Origin of the sequence: Maridesulfovibrio sp., from assembly GCF_963678865.1 — a bacterium.
In the GTDB taxonomy this organism is placed as follows: domain Bacteria; phylum Desulfobacterota; class Desulfovibrionia; order Desulfovibrionales; family Desulfovibrionaceae; genus Maridesulfovibrio.
The window spans coordinates 294,284-310,089 of record NZ_OY787459.1; the positions used below are offsets into that span (position 1 = coordinate 294,284).

The 15,806-nt window shown below is 47.5% G+C and carries 13 protein-coding genes; 10 read left to right on the forward strand and 3 right to left on the reverse strand.

From position 1 onward, the window contains the following. The first annotated feature begins 24 nt into the window (after positions 1–24). From ACKU41_RS01260 to ACKU41_RS01300, 9 genes are all read left to right on the forward strand, one after another. Positions 25–963, forward strand: a complete 939-nt coding sequence (locus ACKU41_RS01260) for a SurA N-terminal domain-containing protein (protein ID WP_321403581.1) — start codon at positions 25–27, stop codon at positions 961–963. 89 nt (positions 964–1,052) lie between these two features. Next, positions 1,053–1,928, forward strand: a complete 876-nt coding sequence (locus ACKU41_RS01265; RefSeq protein WP_321403583.1) for a RodZ domain-containing protein — start codon at positions 1,053–1,055, stop codon at positions 1,926–1,928. A 26-nt stretch (positions 1,929–1,954) separates the two neighbouring features. Beyond that, complete coding sequence (recO, locus tag ACKU41_RS01270; RefSeq protein ID WP_321403584.1) at positions 1,955–2,695, forward strand: DNA repair protein RecO; 741 nt, start codon at positions 1,955–1,957, stop codon at positions 2,693–2,695. 158 nt (positions 2,696–2,853) lie between these two features. Continuing rightward, positions 2,854–3,726, forward strand: a complete 873-nt coding sequence (glyQ, locus tag ACKU41_RS01275) for a glycine--tRNA ligase subunit alpha (protein WP_319781229.1) — start codon at positions 2,854–2,856, stop codon at positions 3,724–3,726. Between the two features lie 16 nt (positions 3,727–3,742). Next, positions 3,743–5,836, forward strand: coding sequence for a glycine--tRNA ligase subunit beta (glyS, locus tag ACKU41_RS01280; protein WP_321403587.1), 2,094 nt, complete (start codon positions 3,743–3,745; stop codon positions 5,834–5,836). A 177-nt stretch (positions 5,837–6,013) separates the two neighbouring features. After that, positions 6,014–6,277 carry a 30S ribosomal protein S20 gene (gene rpsT / locus ACKU41_RS01285; protein ID WP_321403589.1) on the forward strand — a complete coding sequence of 88 codons (264 nt, stop codon included), beginning with the start codon at positions 6,014–6,016 and terminating at the stop codon, positions 6,275–6,277. Between the two features lie 187 nt (positions 6,278–6,464). After that, entirely contained in the window at positions 6,465–7,832 is a 1,368-nt protein-coding gene (gene trkA, locus ACKU41_RS01290; protein ID WP_319781224.1) for a Trk system potassium transporter TrkA, read from the forward strand. Next, entirely contained in the window at positions 7,832–9,286 is a 1,455-nt protein-coding gene (locus ACKU41_RS01295; RefSeq protein ID WP_319781222.1) for a TrkH family potassium uptake protein, read from the forward strand. The genes trkA and ACKU41_RS01295 overlap by 1 nt, the downstream gene beginning before the upstream one ends. Before the next feature lie 19 nt (positions 9,287–9,305). Further along, positions 9,306–10,451 carry an FkbM family methyltransferase gene (locus tag ACKU41_RS01300; RefSeq protein WP_321403592.1) on the forward strand — a complete coding sequence of 382 codons (1,146 nt, stop codon included), beginning with the start codon at positions 9,306–9,308 and terminating at the stop codon, positions 10,449–10,451. A gap of 57 nt (positions 10,452–10,508) precedes the next feature. On the opposite strand, the gene ACKU41_RS01305 is transcribed toward ACKU41_RS01300, so the two are convergent. The 3 genes from ACKU41_RS01305 to nadC form a co-directional block, all read right to left on the reverse strand. Beyond that, the gene (locus tag ACKU41_RS01305; protein WP_321403594.1) at positions 10,509–12,104 is read right to left on the reverse strand and encodes an FAD-dependent oxidoreductase; all 1,596 of its coding nucleotides are present in this window, start codon (positions 12,102–12,104) and stop codon (positions 10,509–10,511) included. Positions 12,105–12,166: 62 nt separating this feature from the next. Then, positions 12,167–13,189 carry a quinolinate synthase NadA gene (nadA, locus tag ACKU41_RS01310; protein WP_319781216.1) on the reverse strand — a complete coding sequence of 341 codons (1,023 nt, stop codon included), beginning with the start codon at positions 13,187–13,189 and terminating at the stop codon, positions 12,167–12,169. A gap of 11 nt (positions 13,190–13,200) precedes the next feature. After that, positions 13,201–14,076, reverse strand: coding sequence for a carboxylating nicotinate-nucleotide diphosphorylase (gene nadC / locus ACKU41_RS01315; protein ID WP_319781215.1), 876 nt, complete (start codon positions 14,074–14,076; stop codon positions 13,201–13,203). Between the two features lie 171 nt (positions 14,077–14,247). On the opposite strand from nadC, the gene mgtE reads away from it, so the two are divergent. Beyond that, complete coding sequence (gene mgtE / locus ACKU41_RS01320) at positions 14,248–15,600, forward strand: magnesium transporter (RefSeq protein WP_319781213.1); 1,353 nt, start codon at positions 14,248–14,250, stop codon at positions 15,598–15,600. Positions 15,601–15,806: the final 206 nt, after the last annotated feature.

Below are 15,806 nucleotides of genomic sequence, written 5' to 3' on the forward strand. Positions count from 1 at the left end.
GGTAATATTTCAGGAGATATTGAATTGAAGCGCATAATTGCCGGTATTCTGGTCTGTATGGCCATTTGCTCCGCATCCATTGCAAGTGCTGAAGAAAAGGTCGTTGATGGTATTGTCGCCGTTGTTAACGGTGAAGTTGTGACCATGTATGAGCTTAATAGAAAAATGGCTCCCATCATGCAGCAGTTTGCTGGAAAAGAGTTGTCCGCTGTTGAAGTTGAACAGCTTAAAAAAGTCCGCCAGCAGATACTTGATCGTTTAATTAATCAGATCATCATCGATCAGGAAAGCAAGAGACTTAAGGTTGAGGTTGCTGATCAGGACGTTGAAAATGAAATTAAGGCAATTAAGGAAAAAAGTAACCTCACCGATGAAGAGTTTGAACGTCAGCTCGAACTCCAGAAGACCAATCTTACTAAATTTAAAGAGAAACTTGGAAAAGATATCCGCAAGCACCGTTTGCTTTCCTATAAGGTCAAAAGCAAAGTAGTTGTCACAGATGATGAAATCAGGGCTGCGTGGAACAGCACCCGTACAGATCAGGGTGAAGTTGCTAAAAGTGTACACTTGAAGCTTATTCTTTTTCCCGCAACCACTTCCGCAGAAGAGGTGCGCGAGCAGATACTTGCCGGAAAAATCAGCTTTGAGGATGCAGCGGATAAATACACTACCGGTCCCGGCATGGGCAGCGGCGGCGATTTAGGTGTTCTGGAATGGAATGATCTGGCTTTGACCTGGCATGACGCTCTTGAAGGTCTCAAGCCCGGCGGTATAAGCAAAATTTTTAATGTTCAGGATTCTAAAGCGTTGCTCAAGCTTGATTCGTATGAAAACGCTCAAGAAACCTCATTTGAAGACAGCAAGCAGGAAATTTATGATCGGCTCTATCGTCAGAAACAAGATGATTTATTTGCTGATTTTATCAAAAAGCTCAGGGAAAAAGCCGTTATTGAGCTTAAATAATTCGGGGAAAACTGTAGCGGAGTTCGGTCGCCTTCCGGGCGGCCTTTGACGACAAAAACTTTACTTCCAGATTGAATCGAGAGGGTAGTATGGATTTGAAAGAGCTAGGTTCCCGGTTAAAAGAGGAAAGAGAGCGGCAGGGATTGACTGTAGAGCAGATCATGGAGATCACTAAAGTCAGTCGCATCAACATTAATGCCATCGAGAACGGTGACCGTGATGACTTTCCCCATGAGGTTTATGCAAAGGGATTTATTAAGAATTATGCAAAATCTTTGGGTTTGAATGCAGATGAAATAGGTGAAGAATTTTCACGTCTTATGGCCTCAGGAATTACTGAAGTCGCAGCAGAGCAAGAGGTATTCAGTAAACCGGAATATGGCTCCGGACCGAAAAAAAGTTCTGCCGGTACGATTTTTTTGGTGCTTATTTTGGTCGGAATTGTCGGGGGGCTGGTGTATTATCTGCATGATAATTCTTTTTTCAATACGGAATCAGGAAAAACTGCAGAGGTTGCGGTTGTTGAAGAAACTGTAGAGAAAACACCTGCTGTTACTGAGCAGGAAGCTCCCGCGTCCGTTGATTCTGGAAACACCGAAGCCGAGTCCAGCCCTGCAAAGCCTGAGGCTGGGGCGGTTGTCGAAGAAGCTGTGGTTGAGAAGGTTGCAGAACCTCTTGCCAGTCAGCCTAAGCAGGAAGCAGCTCCTGTAGCCGCTCCGGTTAAGAATCTTGTTGTCATCACCGCCAAACCCGGCGAAGCATGCTGGATGGAAGCTGTGGTTGACGGTGAAACCAAAGAATATGTGCTTCAGGAGGGTGATACCCTTTCTCTTGCCTATAAGGACGACCTTAAGATCAAGCTCGGCAACGGTGGCGGAGTTGAAATTGTTTCTGACGGTCAGCCTTTAGAGTTTGATGCGCCCAAGGGTAAAGTTAAGAAATTGGAATTTTCTGCTACCCAGTAGGTTTTCCTGTCCAGTTGTGGCGCCAGATGGAACTGACTGAAAAAGTTATAATACTCAAGACCGGAAAATTTAAGGAAAATGATCTTTGGGTGCGTTTTATGTCCGCCACCCGCGGGGTGCAGAACGCATTTGCCTTCGGGGGCAGCAGAAGTCGCCGGAGATTCGGAGGGTGTCTGGAACCTTTTTCTCAGGTGCTCTTCAAAACCGGAACCAATAAGACCGGAACCTATCAGGTTTTACAGGAAGGCAGCCTTGTAAAAGGGTACCCCGGTATCCGTTCCGATCTGCGCAGGATGGGATTGGCCGCCAATTGTTTCAAATTTATTGAATCGGCGGTGCTGGAACGGGATGGCTGCCGTGCTGTTTTCGATTTGCTGACCGAGACACTGGATGTAATCGAAGAAGCGGAACCGGATGATTTCTTCCCGCTTTTTTTCCGGGCCAAGGTCGCTTTTGAGCAAGGATACAATCCAGACTTTACAATTTGCGCTCAATGCGGCAAACCTTTGTTCAGTTCCCGTCCTGTGGTCTTCAATATAGAGAAAGGCCAGATCAGATGTCTGGATTGTTCTGATGGCCGGGACGGGGAGACAGTGAATCCCGGAACAGTTCGGACGCTGGCCTGGATTCAGGATACCGGACCGGCTAACTGGGTTGCTTTGCAGCTTCCGGCGGAGATCCGGCAGGAGTGCTTTTCCGTGATGGACCGTTTCATGGCTTATCATATGGGGCTGGTCTGGGAAGGCAACAGTTACCGGAAGATATAAAATTTCTTCCACCTGATAGAAGTGGAGTGTATGCTCAGGATAAATTGAGTTTTGTTCTGCGTTTTTTGTTTGTAAACCGGACATTTCCATGGCTGCGTAAATCGTAGAAACGGAAATGAATCAATACAAATGTTTGTTTGCTAGATGAGAGGAATTTGATGAATTTTCAAGATGTTATACTCAAACTTCAGGACTTCTGGTCTGATTACGGATGCTGCATTGTTCAGCCTCTTGATATTGAGGTTGGCGCGGGCACATTCAACCCTTCAACTTTTTTCCGCGTAATCGGACCTGAGCCGTGGAATACCGCATATGTTGAGCCTTCCCGCCGTCCTACTGACGGCCGTTACGGTGAAAACCCCAACAGGCTTCAGCATTACTTCCAGTTTCAGGTTATCCTGAAACCTTCTCCTGACGATGTGCAGGACCTTTACCTTAAGAGTCTTGAAGTCCTCGGCATTGACGCTAAAGAGCATGACATCCGCTTTGTCGAGGACGACTGGGAATCCCCCACACTCGGCGCATGGGGTCTCGGCTGGGAGGTATGGCTTAACGGCATGGAAGTAACCCAGTTTACCTATTTTCAGCAGGTTGGCGGTATTGACCTCAAGCCCGTGTCTGTCGAACTCACATACGGCCTTGAGCGTATCTGTATGTACCTGCAGGGCGTTGAGTCTGTTTACGACCTTAAATGGAACGACAAGGTTACCTACGGACAGATTTTCCACCAGAATGAAGTGGAGCAGTCCAAGTACAACTTCGAGCACAGCGACGCCGACATGCTGCTGGATCTCTTCGATAAATTCGAAGCTGAGAGCAAGAAGCTCTGCGAAGCGGGGTTGCCCCGCCCGGCATACGAATATTGCCTGAAGTGTTCCCATACCTTCAACATGCTTGATGCCCGCGGAGCAATCTCCATTACTGAAAGGGCAACTTACATCGGCAGAGTTCGTAATCTCGCTTCAGCAGCAGCCAGACTGTATGCGGAAGAACGCGAGAACCTGAATTACCCCATGCTTGAAAACGATTAAAAAAACGGAAGCTAAGATGGCCGATTTTATACTCGAGATTGGAATTGAAGAGATGCCTGCCCGCTTTGTTCCCCGGCTGGGTATCGATATTAAAGATATTTTCAGCACTCTTCTTGAAGAGAGCATGATTGATAACGCAAGCGTAGAAACTTTTGCCACTCCGCGCCGTTTGACCGTATTTGTAAAGGATATGGCCGCAGTGCAGCGGAAGGTTGAAGAGGAAGTATCCGGTCCTCCGGCCCGTATCGCCTACGATGCTGATGGTAACCCCACCAAGGCTCTGACAGGCTTTGTAAAGTCTCAGGGTATCGCCCTTGAAGATGTTTACACCCTTGAAACCGACAAGGGTGATTACCTCGCTGCCAGGAAAACCGTGGGTGGTGGTGAAACCATCTCCATTCTGCCTGAGCTTTGCGTAACCGCGATCAAGAAGCTTTCCTTTCCCAAAAAAATGAAATGGGGCAACCTTGATTTTGCCTTTGGACGTCCACTGCGCTGGCTGCTTTGTCTGTTCGGTTCCGATGTCGTAGAATTCGAAATGGCGGGCATGCCTTCCGGTCGCCAGACTTATGGTCACCGCGTAATGGGTGCCGGCCCTTGGGATGTTGCCTCCGCAGATGATTATTTTAATGTGATTAAGGACAAAAGCTCCATTATCATTTCACCTGAAGCAAGGGGAGAGCACGTCCGCGTGGAAGGTGACAAACTTGCTGCAGAACTCAGCGGTACCGTGGTCTGGAAAGACTCCCTGCTGGAAGAGGTCAGTAACCTTGTTGAGTTGCCCGTACCCATCATCGGGAACTTTGATGAGTCTTTCCTAGAGCTTCCCAAGGAAGTGTTGCTGACCAGTATGGAAAGCCACCAGAAATGTTTCGGTATCCAGAAAGAAGACGGTGAACTGCTCCCGCACTTCCTGTGTACCCTTAACCTCATTCCCAAAGATGTGGAACTGGTTCGTAAGGGCTGGGAAAAGGTTCTCCGCGCAAGACTTGAAGATGGACGTTTTTTCTGGAAGAACGACCTCAAGACTGATTTTGATACATGGCTTGCCAAGCTGGATCATGTTGTTTTCCTCGGACCTCTCGGTTCCATGGGCGATAAATCGCGCAGAATGGAACGTCTTGCCGCTTTGATCGCTGGTAAGACCGATGCTTCGTTGCAGACGGAAATGGCTCGGGCCGGACGTCTCGCCAAAGCTGATCTTGTTTCCGAGATGGTTAATGAATTTGATAAGCTTCAGGGCATGATGGGCGGCATTTATGCTTCCAAATGCGGTGAAGATGACGCTGTGTGCAAGGCCCTGTATGAACAGTACCTGCCTGCAGGACCGGAAAGCCCTGTGCCTTCCACTCTCGGCGGTGTAATTGTTTCCATGGCTGATAAGGCTGACACTCTGGTCGGCTGTTTCGGCTTGAATAAGATCCCCACTGGCGCAAACGATACCTACGCGCTGCGGCGCGCCGCTCTGGGTATCGTGCGCATGATTATAGAATATGACCTTCGGGTGGACATCCTTGAAATCATGGACATGGCTTTTGAAGGCTACTCCAAAGATATCAAGTGGAAGCTTGAAAAGTCTGAACTCCTCGAAAAACTGGGTGAGTTCATTTCCAACAGACTCCGGGCCTACTTCACTGGTCAGGGCTTTGAAACAAGGGTTGTTGATGCAGCTCTCGGAGCCGGATACCGTGATGTAACTGCTCTTAAGGCACGGGTTGAAGCTCTGGCAGATTTTGCCAAAGCTGATGGATTTGAACAGGCAGTGCTTACTTTCAAGCGTGCAGCAAACATCATCAAGAAGCAGGGCAGTGAGCAGGGTGTGTCGCTCACCGGCGGCTTTGAAGCTGATAAGTTTGAAGAAGCGCAGGAAATTGAGCTGGCTAAAAAGCTTGATGAAACAGCTGCCCGCTTTGAGGAACTCTGGGAAAATGACGAGTTTGCCAAGCTGTTCGCAATCCTCGGCGAACTGCGTCCCTATGTCGACGATTTCTTTGATAATGTAATGGTTATCTGCGAAGACAAGGGCCTCAGGATGAACCGTCTCAATCTGCTTAAAGCTCTGGTAGACAGGCTGAGCAGGCTGGCTGATTTCGGAGCTCTGCAGGTTTAATTCTGCTGCCCCGGCACTTAGAGAGTGTAAAAGCATTATTTTCTAGATTTTTCATTGAAAAAAATGTTATCTAACCTTGACAGTTGAGGCTGATATTGGTTAAAGACACTCTTCGTTTGAACTTAATCCCGGATAACCGGGTTAAAAAATAGAAATTTAATTTTAAGGAGAAATACCTTGGCGAATCATAAATCCGCACTCAAAAGGCACCGTCAGAGCGTAAAGCGCAACCTGCGTAACAGCATGGTACGCACCCGTATCAAAAATGTTGTAAAAGAAGTTCGTGAAGCTCTTGAAGCTAACAATACCGAGCTTGCAGCAACTGCACTGCGCAAAGCTACCTCCGTCCTTGACAAGGCAGCTACCAAAAAGGTTATCCACGCACGCACCGCAGCACGTAGGATTTCCCGCCTCAACGCAGCCGTTAACAAAATGGCTTAGTGTCTTAAAAGATTTTTATTCTTTCAAGATGAATTCAGCCCGTTGCCTTGTGCGACGGGCTTTTTACGTTCTTTACACTTTGAAAAAAAGTTGTTGTTGCTGATTTTATGCTATCAAGTTATAAGCAGCTTTTGATTTCAACAGTACTTTCTATCTATTGCCAGATGCATTGAGCAAGGAGTAACTTTTGAGAGTTATCATAGTAGGAGCCGGAGAGGTTGGTTTTAACGTTGCTAGACGTCTTTCCGGTGAGAACAAGGATGTTGTCGTAATTGACATGAATCCGAAAGCTCTTAGCAAGGTTTCCGATTCTTTGGATGTGCAGACTATTCAGGGTTCCGGTTCCAGTCCTGAAATTTTGGAAGAAGCCGGGGTCAGTGAAGCGGATATTTTTCTGGCGGTAACGGATAAGGATGAAATCAACCTCATCTCCACTTTTTTTGCCAATAGACTCAATCCTGAAATAATCAAGCTGGCTCGAATCCGTAAGGAAGATTACACCAAGTATTCCGATATGTTCACTGAGGGTGATCTGCGTATCGATACTCTCATTAATCCGGATGAAGAGGTGGTGGAGTCCATCCTTCGGGTAATGAGTGTTCCCGGAGCTGTTGAAATCAATGACTTTGTGGGCGGGAAGGTCCGCCTTGTAGGGGTCAAGCTTCCTGATCAATGTCCTTTGGTGGGGGTTCAGCTCATGAACGTGCGCGAAACCCTCGGCGATGATATTGATGTGGTTATCGCCGCCCTTGTGCGTGACGATCAGCTGATTATTCCCGGTGGTTTCGATACCATTGAACAAGGCGATATCATATATTTTACATGCCTCAGGGATCAGCAGGACGAACTGCTCAGCCGTGCCGGAATCCTTTCCGATCCGATAAAGAAAGTCATGATTGTCGGTGGCGGTAATGTCGGTTCTTTGCTTGCTCAGGCACTGGACAGCAAAAAATATCATACCCGCCTCATTGACAGTGATGCTGCCCGCTGTGCTGATCTTTCCGAAACCCTTGACCGGGTAATTGTCCTTAACGGTGACGGCACAGATCAGGATCTGCTTAATGAAGAAAATGTTGGCGATCTTGATATGGTTATAGCCGTGACCGGTGATGAGGAAATGAACATCCTCTCTTGCCTGCTGGCAAAGAACCTCGGTGCGCGTAAAACTATCACCCGCATTAACAAATTTGCTTATATCCCGTTGATTGAGCCCATAGGTATCGATTATCTGGTCTGTCCGCGTCTTTCGGCAATTAACTCCATTCTGCATTTTGTGCGTCAGGGCAAGGTTATTTCAGCTGTATCCATTAAAGGCGAGGAAGCGGAAGCCCTTGAAGCCATCGCGCAGGAGCAGTCTGCAATTGTGGGTAAGCCGATTATGGAACTTAATTTACCCAAAGGGACGCTGATTCTCTGCTTTCAACGCGGTGATGAGGTTATCATTCCCACGGGAACAACTGTAATTGAGCCTAATGACCGTTTGCTGATAATCTCCACCCATAAGAATATTCCCAAGATTGAGAAGGCCCTCACTACCAAGCTGGAGCTTTATTAATGCGCTGGAAAATAGTTCTGCACATTATAGGGGCTTTGACTATTTGCGTAGGGCTGACCATGCTTTTCCCGTTGGGATTCTCCCTGTATTATCAGGATTCCGGGATTATGCCCCTCATTGAGTCATTCTGCCTGACCTGCATCTGCGGGCTGGCAATGTTCTTTCTTTTTAAGGACCGGGATGGCGCCAAAGGACTCAGTCACCGTGAAGGCATGGCAATTGTTGCACTTGGCTGGGTTTTTGCCGGTTTTTTCGGCAGTCTGCCGTTTTATTTCGGGGATGTTTTTAATTGTTACGTAGATTGCTTTTTCGAATCCCTGTCCGGATTTACCACCACCGGGGCTTCGGTGATGATGGATATTGAAAAGAATGCCAAAGGGATTCTTTTCTGGCGCAGCCTGACTCACTGGCTGGGTGGAATGGGGATCATCGTGCTTTCGCTTGCTATTCTGCCTTTCCTCGGAGTAGGGGGGATGCAGCTGTATAAGGCCGAAGTTCCGGGGCCGGTGCCAGATAAACTTAAGCCGCGTATCAAGGATACCGCGCTGGTGCTCTGGAAGGTGTACGTACTTTTTTCCGCTATTGAAGCTGTTCTACTCATGTTCGGCGGTATGGACCTTTTTGATTCTCTCTGTCACACCTTCGGCACTCTTGCCACCGGGGGATTCTCCACTAAAAACTCTTCTGTGGCTTATTTCCAGAGTGCCTACATAGATTATGTAATTACTTTTTTCATGCTGGTTGCGGCGGTCAACTTCAGTCTGCATTACCAGATGATCAAAGGGCGCCCCCTCCTGCTCTGGAAAGATCCGGAATTTAGATTTTTCGGTATCATAACCCTTGCTATCATGGCCATCATTACCGTTTTTGTTTACTCGGCCACCAATTATGATTCCATTGCAGATTCTTTTCGCTATACTTCATTTCAGGTAGCTTCCATTATCAGTACTACCGGGTATGCTACTGCGGATTATGAAATCTGGCCTGCTGTGGCGCAAGGTTTGCTGCTTCTCTGTATGTTTCTCGGCGGCTGTGCCGGTTCCACCAGTGGCGGTATGAAACATTTGCGCATCATGCTGCTTTTGAAACAGGCTTATCAGGAAGTTTTCCGTATTATCCACCCTCGCTCCGTCAACCGGGTTAAACTTGGGAAAACCGTGGTCAAGCCGGAAACCATGAACGATATTCTCGGGTTTTGTGTGCTCTGGCTGTTTCTTTTCGTTCTATGTGGGTTAGTTGTGGCTGCGACTGGTGTGGATGTTGTTTCATCCTTTGCGGCATCCCTTGCCTGTATCGGCAACATCGGCCCGGGGATCGGCAGTGTTGGACCTACTGAGAACTATGCCCATATTCCTGAAATCGGCAAATGGGCTCTTATTTTCAGCATGCTGCTGGGACGTCTTGAAATTTATACCGTGATTGTGCTTTGTGTGCCTGAGTTCTGGAGAAAGTAGGCAGCTCATTGAATTTTATATGAGCGAAATTGAAATCAGATATATCGACCACACTGCTATACCGTATAACAAAAGAGTCTGTTTATATGGTGTTGGTAAAGGCGGAGCGGAATCCTTGAAACTGCTTCGGCAGATTCGTCCCGATTTGGAAGTCGTATTTTTTGCGGATACCTATCAGTCAGGTTCATTTGATGGGTTTGAAATTCTTACTCCGCAGGCCCTTGCCGACCGCAAGGATGAATATGATCTGATTCTGATATGTTCCTGTTATTATCCAGAGATAATTACAAATCTTTATTCACTGGGAATTGAAAGTGCGGTCGGGTTCTCATGGCCCAAGTTTTATGGCTATCAGTTTTTGCCGGATGAGTTGGTCAGTTTAAACGGGGAAATAAATTTTATTCTGAAGAGTTTGCACTCAGACACGGACCGGGCTTTGTTTAAGTTCTTGTGTGAGGCTCGGATAGCTGGCTCTGAGTTGGTGGATCTGGTTTATGTATCAGAAAATAGCGGTAACTTTATTTTCAAGGAACTTAAGCCGGCCAAGATTTTCCCTGAGCATACTACCTCCAGCTATTTTGACTTTGTAGATCTTTCAAAGGTTGAATATGCTGTGCAAGCCGGAGTTTATGACGGTAGCGAGGCTCTGTTTTTGTCCGGTCTGAAAGAGTTGAAGATGCTGTATGGTTTTGAGCCCCTGGGTTATACAGCTATCGCTGAGGCTGCACGATCGAAATTGAGTGATTCGGGGAAGTTTTCTCTAATACCGAAAGGGCTTTGGAATTGTGAAGCTATTGCCGATTTTGCCTATGACGGCAGCGCCAGTTTTGTGAAAGGCGCTGTGGATTTCCAGAGCACAGGAACAGTCCAACTTACTACTTTGACCGAAGAAGCCGGAAGGCTTTCCATTCCCAGACTGGATTTGTTGATTGCCGATATTGAAAATGCGGAAATCCCAATGCTTGAAGGTGCTATGGAAGTCATTGAACGGGATCGACCCCAATTGGCTATCTGTTTTTATCACTCCAAGAAGCAGTTTATAGGAATTCCTTTGATGCTGATGAATCAATTGAAGGATTATGTCTTCAAGATCGGCCATTATTCGGAAGGTCTGGATGAAAGTGTGTTTTACGCCATTCCTGAAGAAAAATTTGTTGAAAAATAGGTAGTAAAAATTAAGGGCAGCCCCTGAGGACTGCCCTTAATTTTTGATGGCTCATATTTAGCTTACCCTGTAATGGCAGCCTATGCTTTTTTTGTTGCGCAAGGCGGCGAGAGTAACAATCAGCGCTGATTGACTGCCGTGAAAGAGGTCAATAAGCGGCCTGCTGATGGGGGTTCGCTTGTAGAATGAATGCAGATTGCCATTCAGGTTTTGAAGATCCCCAATTGCCCGGTTCAAACGTGATGTGGAGCGGGTTATACCCACATAGTTCCACATTATGTTGCGAATGAAAGCCCAGTCTTGAGCGATGAGGGCCGGGTCTTCATTTTCATTTGAGCCCGGGGCTTCCCAATCCGGTACAGCATTGAATAATTTCTTGGCAATTTTTGATCTCTTTGCCAGACGGCTGGCAATATCGTCACCGGATGTATAGCCCCAAAGCATTCCTTCCAGCAGGGAGGTGCTGGCAAGGCGGTTTCCGCCATGAACACCGGTACAGGAGCATTCGCCAATGGCATAAAGGCGGTCCAGAGTGGATTTGCCCTTTTCATCAACCAGCACCCCGCCGCAGAAGTAGTGTGCCGCCGGGACAACCGGGATGGGCTGGTTGTTGATATCGATACCATTATCAAGGCATTTCCCGTAGATGGTCGGGAATCTTGTGGGCAGGTCCTGCTTTACATGGTTCGCGGCATCCAGATAGACGCATTCTTCCTTGGTGCGCAGCATTTCCTCAAGTATCGATCTGGTGACAATATCACGGGGTGCCAGATCGCCACGAGGGTCGTAGCGATGCATGAAAGGCTCACCGTAACAGTTGATAAGTTTTGCACCTTCTCCACGGACAGCTTCGGATATAAGGAAGCGGCGGCTGGCTCTTGTGCGTACCCGTTGGAAAAAGGAAGTGGGGTGGAACTGAACCATTTCCGCATTGATCACCCTTGCCTTGGCGCGGTTGGCCATAGCTATACCTGACCCGATGGAACCGGGGGTGTTGGTGGTATGCAGGTAAATCTGGCCCAGTCCGCCTGTTGCCAGTACGGTGAAATCGGCTAGAAACGTTTCCACCATATTCAGTGATTCATTGTAAACATAGGCTCCGAGACATTTGTTACTCAGGGAATATCTGAATTCATTGTCACGGGCATGGTGATGGTTGGTTAAAAGATCGATAGCGGTCCTGTTGGCACAGACCCGGATGTATGGATGTTTAGCCACATATTGAGTAAGCACATCCATGATCGATTGTCCGGTATGGTCTGCACAATAGAGGATGCGGTTGACAGCATGGCCGCCTTCTTTGGTCAGGCTGAATTCTCCGTCATCTTTTTTATGGAAAGCAACGGGATATTTTTCCAGCAGGAGCTTTTTCAGGATCTCAGGTCCTTGTTTAGCTAATGCCCGCACCGCTTTTTTATTGTTGTAATTCCAACCGGCGGTATAAATATCCTTTTCCAGTAGCTTGGGTGAATCATCCGGTCCGGTATAGACAATGCCGCCCTGGGCCAGCCTTGTGTTACCGGTAAAGAGGTCATCTCCCGGAGTTAAGAGTGTTACTTCAATACCTTTTTCTGCTATCGTCAGAGCTGATATACACCCGGCGATACCTGATCCGATAATTAAAACTTCAGTTTTTATCCGGTTTTCTTGCATGCCTAATATCTCATTTTACGGCAGCCTTTACAGGTTCCGGCTAAAGGTTCAATCTGTAGAATTTATTTGCAGACTTCGAGCATCCTTTCGAGAGCCAGTCTTGCCGGTTCCCTTATGTCGTCTGAAACATCCTCGTAAGGAGCGGTTTCCAGATTCTGGAGAAGCTCAGCAAGATTTTTTTCAGTAATTTTAGCCATATTGCTGCAATAGCTGATGCCTAGCGGTATGATGTTTTTTTCAGGGAACATTTCCTTCAACCTGAGTACAAGGTTTGTTTCCGTACCGACGACTATCGTTGTACCCGCAGGGGCTTCATCAACATATTTAATGAGATATGAAGTCGAACCAGCTCCGTCTGAAGCCCTTACGAGCTCCGGCGGACATTCGGGGTGAATAACTACTTTACAGCCGGGATATTCTGCACGGAATTTTTCTATCTGGGCCAGCTTGAAACGCTGGTGAATGGCACAGAGTCCGGGCCAGATGAGAAGTTCCTTGTCCGTGGTTTCCGCAACGTCAATCTGGTCTCCTTGAGAACGGACGTTGAGGATCATGCTCTTCTCAGGAGGGATACCGAGGGTTTCCGCAGTATTGAGCGCGAGGTTCCTATCCGGAAGGAAGAGGACTGCGTCCCCTTGTTCCTGTGCCCAGCGGAGCATCTTTTCGGCATTGGCGGAAGTGCAGACCGTGCCTCCGTGTTTACCGCAGACTGTTTTTACTGCTGCGGGGGTATTTACGTAAGCAAGCGGAATTATTTTTCGTCCAGTCTCATTGATGAGTCTGGTGAGCACCTTGTCCACCAGCCATGCCGGGGCCATATTGGCCATGACGCACCCCGCGCTGGCATCGGGAATATAGACCTTCTGGTCTTCCCGGCGCACAATTGCAGCGGATTCAGCCATGAAGTGGACACCGCAGAATACAATGTATTCTGCTTCCAGCTTTTCGATCTGGCGGGCCAGTTCCAAAGAATCGCCCTTGAGATCGGTATGTTCTATTATCGCATCAGACTGGTAATGGTGTCCCAGAATCGCCAGTCTTTTTCCGTATTTCTTCTTTTGTTCAGCAATTATCTCTGAATACATCAAAGTATAACCTACATTGGTATGATCTGCATGCTCATGTCGGAGCATTTGGCGGAGTGGGTGATCCTGCCCACTGAGATATAATCCGGGCCCGCTTCTGCAAGAGCGGCAATGGTTTCAAGGGTCACGTTTCCGCTGATCTCGGTTTCAATTTCATCGGGAATAGTGGCGATGGCAGCTTTTGCTTCGTCAAAGGTCATGTTGTCGAGCATGATGCGCTCGACTTTTGTGGCTACTGCTTCATCCACTTCTTCCTGATTACGGCATTCCACCTCAATGGGCGGACATTCATCACCATATTTGGCACGCAGTTTTTCCACGGCGGATGTGATTGATCCGGCGCGGTCAATATGATTGTCCTTAAGCATAAGCATTTCCACCAGGTTGAGGCGGTGGTTTTTCGCTCCGCCGCAAAGGACAGCGTATTTTTCAGGATAACGCAGGCCGGGCAGGGTCTTGCGGGTATCGAGGAGGATAGTCTCGCAATGATCCAGCGCGTCTACGTATTTACGGGTTTCTGTCGCTATTCCGGACATGTGGGAGATGAAATTCAGGATAACCCGTTCCGCCTTGAGGAGCAGGCCGGCAGGTCCCTGAATGGCCGCGATGAGCGTACCCTTGGAGATTTTTTCTCCTTCATCAACATTAAGATGCACCTGACACTTGTTTTCCTGATCTGCAAATTCAAGAATCAAGTTAATGAGGGGCAGTCCGGAGATTACAGTATCTTCTTTAGCAATGATCTGAGCAGTGGCAATATCGTCCTGCTCAAACAGGCCCATAGAGGTCAGATCAGGGCCGTCTTCGCTTAAAGCTATGCGTATAGTGGCCAGAAGAAACATTTTTGCTTCGGCCTGAAAAAAATCATTAAATGTGTTTTTACTCATATGATTCCTGTTAATATTTTGTAACATTCTGTTTGAGGTCATGTAACGAAATTTCGTATCCCGTTTTGTGAGGCAGCACAAGGGCTGAGAAGGATTTCACAAACTAATTTTTCAACTGTTTCAAGGTGATAAATTTTGACCTTTGGGTCTATTTGGTATAGTTGAAGCGCCATGGCGAATCCAAAAGGAATACCCGAACCACTCCGGCGGTGGCAGGAACACGGCAAAGGGCGCGCAGGTGAAGTTGATCAGCGTGTTATTGATGCTATGCACCCTGCGGATGCTGCAGACCATATTGAAGAACTCGGCCTTGAAGAACAGGTCAAGTTTATCAAACAGCTGCCTATCCGTGATGCCGCAGATTCCATTGCCGAGATGGAAGAATACGACCAACGGGAGCTGATTAAAAGGCTTAATGTAGGCATGGCCGCCCGTATCCTTGAGATAATGTCCCCGGATGATGCCACGGACATTCTTGAGGGCCTTGATGATGATCTGCGGGAAACCCTCCTGCGTCAGATCAAAGCCGAGGACAGGGAAGAAATTTCAACCCTGCTGACTTTCGATCCTGATACCGCAGGTGGTGTAATGACCACCGAGGTAGCCATTGTCCGAGATAACATGACCGTGGATCAGGCCATTGCCGCTATCCGTAAGGAAGTTGAAGACAAAAGTATCCCTTATTATGCTTATGTGGTTGGACGCCGTAATCAACTGGTTGGCGTTGTATCCATGCGTGACCTGCTTATCTCTCGTGCCGGTAAAATGCTTACCGACCTGACTCATAACCAGCATTTAATTTCCGTTACCTACAATGTGGATAAAGAGGAAGTTGCCCGGCTCATCGCGCACTACAATTTCCTGGCCATGCCTGTTACCGATTTTGACCATCGTTTCATCGGTGTTGTTACTGTTGATGATGTCATTGACATTATTAATGAAGAAGCCAGCGAAGATATGCAGTCAATGGTTGGTGCGGGTACTGACGAAACCGTTGATTCCCCGTGGGGATATTCGGTGAAAAAACGTTTGCCGTGGCTGATTATCAACGTGGCAAACTCCGCTGTTTCCGCATGGGTGGTCCATCTTTTTGAAGGCAATATCGCTAAAATGGCTATTTTGGCCGTATTGATGCCCATTGTTGCCAACCAGGCAGGTAATACCGGACAGCAGGCCCTTGCGGTCATGATCAGGCAGTTTGCAACTGAAAAATTTGACCGCAAAAAATCATGGGAAGCGGTTCTGCGTGAATTTAAAATCGGCCTTGCCAATGGCATCTGTATTGCCCTGTTGGTGCTCGGCGCTGTTTTTATGCTGACCAGTAATTATACGCTGGCTATGGTTATGTCCGGGGCGCTGTTTATTGATATGGTGTTAGGTGCTGTTGTGGGGGGGGCAATTCCGATTATTCTTAAGGAATTCGGACGTGACCCGGCGCAGGCTTCATCCATTTTCCTGACGACGATAACGGATAGTTTCGGATTCCTTTCGCTTTTGGGACTTGCAGGATTCTTTCTACTGTAGTTGCAAAGAATGCTATATATTTCGACCCATCTGAGTATTTAACACTCGGGTGGGTCTTTTTTTGAGATTTAATTAAAAATTACGACTTTTTTCTATTGAACGGTGAAGGGGTAAAAGGTACCTTTTTAAAAATAAAATTCTGCGGCATGTGTTTTGAACATAAAGCAGGCAATCCGGTAAATTCCCGGTATGATCGGGCTTTCGTC